Source organism: Inquilinus sp. (assembly GCF_039594555.1).
Taxonomy (GTDB): Bacteria; Pseudomonadota; Alphaproteobacteria; order DSM-16000; family Inquilinaceae; genus Inquilinus.
Genome location: NZ_JBCNNF010000563.1, coordinates 1 through 3,537 on the forward strand (window position 1 = coordinate 1; position 3,537 = coordinate 3,537).

3 protein-coding genes are annotated in these 3,537 nt (G+C 69.4%); 2 read left to right on the forward strand and 1 reads right to left on the reverse strand.

Annotated features, from left to right (window positions below):
- Positions 1-97: 97 nt before the first annotated feature.
- Complete coding sequence (locus tag ABDW35_RS34040) at positions 98-454, forward strand: hypothetical protein (protein ID WP_343718280.1); 357 nt, start codon at positions 98-100, stop codon at positions 452-454.
- A 276-nt stretch (positions 455-730) separates the two neighbouring features.
- Here ABDW35_RS34040 and ABDW35_RS34045 read toward each other — a convergent pair whose 3' ends face one another.
- Positions 731-931 (reverse strand): hypothetical protein, encoded by a 201-nt coding sequence (locus ABDW35_RS34045; RefSeq protein ID WP_343718281.1) that lies wholly within the window; start codon positions 929-931, stop codon positions 731-733.
- A 232-nt stretch (positions 932-1,163) separates the two neighbouring features.
- Between ABDW35_RS34045 and alaS the strand changes: the two genes are divergently transcribed.
- Positions 1,164-3,537 (forward strand): alanine--tRNA ligase (gene alaS / locus ABDW35_RS34050; RefSeq protein WP_343718282.1); only part of this gene is annotated, 2,374 nt, incomplete at its 3' end.

A 3,537-nucleotide genomic window follows, 5' to 3' on the forward strand; every position in this document is an offset into this window, starting at 1 on the left:
AGCACTATCTCCCTGCTGAAGAACAAGGCGCTGCCGGTCGGTACATTGCTGCTGGAACGAGACGGTCCGGGTCGAGGACCGGCCGGCGGGCTCGGTGATGGCCGGGCTGGCCTGCGGCCTGGGCCTGGCCGAGGAATGGAGCCGCTGGGCGGCCGCCTGGCCGGCCACGCCGCAACCGGCCCGGCCCGCCGGCGACGAGGCCAGGGTCAAGGCCGAACGGGCCCGGCGCCGGGACGCGGCCGCCGCGGCGGTCGAGCGCAGCTTCGCCGATCTGCGCGACCCGGCGCGGATCCCGGGAATCCTGGCCGGGCTGGCGGTCCGGCTGCGGGAGGCCGACGTCACCGAATGGCTCGACACCGAGACCACCCAGACTGTCGCCCGACGGCTCTGCCGGTCCCTCGGCATCGATCCCTATAACTGCTTCGCGACGCCCGACCTTCCCGACACCGGGTGAGGAAGGGGGCGGGCGGATAGGCTGGAGCCACCCCATCCCGCAAACGAAACCTTTTCGCGACGTCCGTCCCTCATCGTCATTGCGAGGAGGCGAAGCCGACGAAGCAATCCATCGTCCCGCAACAGCGGCGGCATGGATTGCTTCGCTGCGCTCGCAATGACGGTGTGGGGAGTTCTGAAAAGGTCTCGCAAGCGGGAGAGGCAATCTGTTCGTAGATCCGGCATTCGCTACCGCTATTCGATGTGTACGCCGTCGGAGAGAGGGCTGCCCGCCGCCCTATCGCCGCTGCGCCGCGAGGAAGCGGCGGCCTTCCTCCAGGATGCCGTTGACCGCCGCCGACCGGCGCTCCCGGCGCTCGAGCTCCTCGACCAGCACCTCGATGTCGCCGGCATAGGGGCAGTGCCCGTAGAGCTGGCGATGCAGTTCGAGGGCCAGGATCTCGGTCTCGGTCAGGGAATAATTCTGATCGTTGGGCATGGGATCCGCGGATGTCATAAATATGAAATATTCCGCTATATACCACGCAGGATCCTGTCGACATCAGGACGAAAGATCCGGTCCGGGCAGATCCGGACCGGCCGCGTTGCGGCGGTAGCCCTTGATCCGAGTCCCGTTCCTGGACAGCGGTCGCCCCGGCGCGCTACAAGCGTCGGCTCGGCCGTCGGGTTCTCCGGGGCCGCACCATCAGACGCCCAGGCCGACCTCCCCGATGCAGACCGTCAACGACATCCGCTCGACCTTCCTCGATTTTTTCGGCGAGAACGGCCATGAGGTTGTGGCCTCCAGCCCGCTGGTGCCGCGGAACGACCCGACGCTGCTGTTCACCAATGCCGGCATGGTGCAGTTCAAGAACGTCTTCACCGGCATGGAGACGCGGCCCTACCAGCGCGCCACCACCTCGCAGAAATGCGTCCGCGCCGGCGGCAAGCACAACGATCTCGAGAATGTTGGCTACACCGCCCGGCACCACACCTTCTTCGAGATGCTGGGGAATTTTTCCTTCGGCGACTATTTCAAGGAGCGGGCGATCGATCTGGCCTGGGGCCTGATCACCAAGGAGTACGGCCTGCCCAAGGACAAGCTGCTGGTCACGGTGTACCACACCGATGACGAGGCGGCCGGGCTGTGGCGCCGCATCGCCGGCCTGCCGGAGGAGCGGATCATCCGCATCCCGACCTCGGACAATTTCTGGGCGATGGGCGACACCGGCCCCTGCGGCCCGTGCTCGGAGATCTTCTTCGACCACGGTCCCGGCATCGCCGGCGGCCCCCCGGGCAGCCCGGACGAGGATGGCGACCGGTTCATCGAGATCTGGAACCTCGTCTTCATGCAGTACGAGCAGGTCACCAAGGAGACGCGGGTCGACCTGCCGCGGCCGTCGATCGACACCGGCATGGGGCTGGAGCGCATCGCCGCCGTGCTGCAGGGCAAGCACGACAATTACGACATCGACCTGATGCGGGCCTTGATCGAGGCCTCGGCCGATGCCACCAACAGCGACCCGGACGGCCCGCACAAGGTCAGCCACCGGGTGATCGCCGACCATCTGCGCGCCACCTCCTTCCTGATGGCCGACGGCGTCATGCCGTCCAACGAAGGCCGCGGCTACGTGCTGCGCCGGATCATGCGCCGCGCCATGCGCCACGCCCATCTGATCGGCGCGCGCGACCCGGTGATGTACCGGCTGGTGCCGGCGCTGGTGCGCCAGATGGGCGCCGCCTATCCCGAGCTGGTGCGGGCCGAGGCGCTGATCACCGAGACGCTGAAGCTGGAGGAGACCCGCTTCAAGCAGACCCTCGACCGCGGCCTGCGCCTCCTGGAGGACGAGACCGGCCGCCTTGGCTCCGGCCAGGCCCTGCCGGGCGACGTGGCCTTCAAGCTGTACGACACCTACGGTTTCCCGCTCGACCTGACCCAGGACGTGCTGCGCGGCCAGGGCCGCGCGGTCGACACCGCCGGCTTCGAGACGGCGATGGAGCGGCAGCGCGCCGAGGCCCGGAAGAACTGGGCCGGCTCCGGCGAGGCCGCCACCGGCGCGCTGTGGTTCGAGTTGAAGGAAAAGCTCGAACCCACTGAATTCCTTGGCTATGACACCGAGGCGGCCGAGGGTGTCGTCACCGCGCTGGTGGTCGACGGCCAGGTCGTCGACCAGGCCGGGCCGGGCGCCGAGGTCTTGGTCGTGGTCAACCAGACCCCGTTCTATGGCGAGAGCGGCGGCCAGATGGGCGATGCCGGCACGATTACGCTTGCTGGGGGCACCGCGCCGGGCGGCGTCACCGTGGCGGTGCGCGACACCCAGAAGCAAGCCGGCGTGCTGTGGGCCCATATCGGCACGGTCGCGGGCGGCACGCTGAAGGTCGGCGACGCGGTCGAGCTCAAGGTCGACCATGCCCGCCGCAGCGCCCTGCGCGCCAACCACTCCGCCACCCATCTGCTGCATGAGGCGCTGCGCCGCCGGCTGGGCGAGCATGTCACCCAGAAGGGGTCGCTGGTGGCGCCGGAGCGGCTGCGCTTCGACATCAGCCAGCCGCGGCCGCTGACCCCCGAGGACATCGCCGTGGTCGAGGCCGAGGTCAACGCCCGGATCCGCGAGAATTCCGAGGTCACCACCCGGCTGATGACGCCGGAGGACGCGATCGCCGCCGGCGCCATGGCGCTGTTCGGCGAGAAATACGGCGACACGGTGCGCGTCGTCGGCATGGGCCAGGACGGCAACCGGGTCTATTCGCAGGAGCTGTGCGGCGGCACCCATGTCAGCCGCACCGGCGATATCGGCGCCTTCCGCCTGGTCTCGGAAGGGGCCGTGGCCGCCGGCATCCGCCGCATCGAGGCGGTGACCGGCGAGGGGGCTGTGGCCTATGCCGCCCATCGCGACGCTCTCCTGGCCGATGCCGCCGGCGCGCTGAAGGTGACGCCGGAGGAGCTGCCGGCCCGCCTGGCCGCGCTGGTCGAGGAGCGGCGGCGGCTGGAGCGCGAGGTTTCCGACCTGCGGCGCAAGCTGGCGACCGCCGGCACCGGCGGCGGTTCCGGGCCGGAGGTCAAGGAGATCGCCGGGGTCAAGTTCACCGGCCGCATCCTCCACG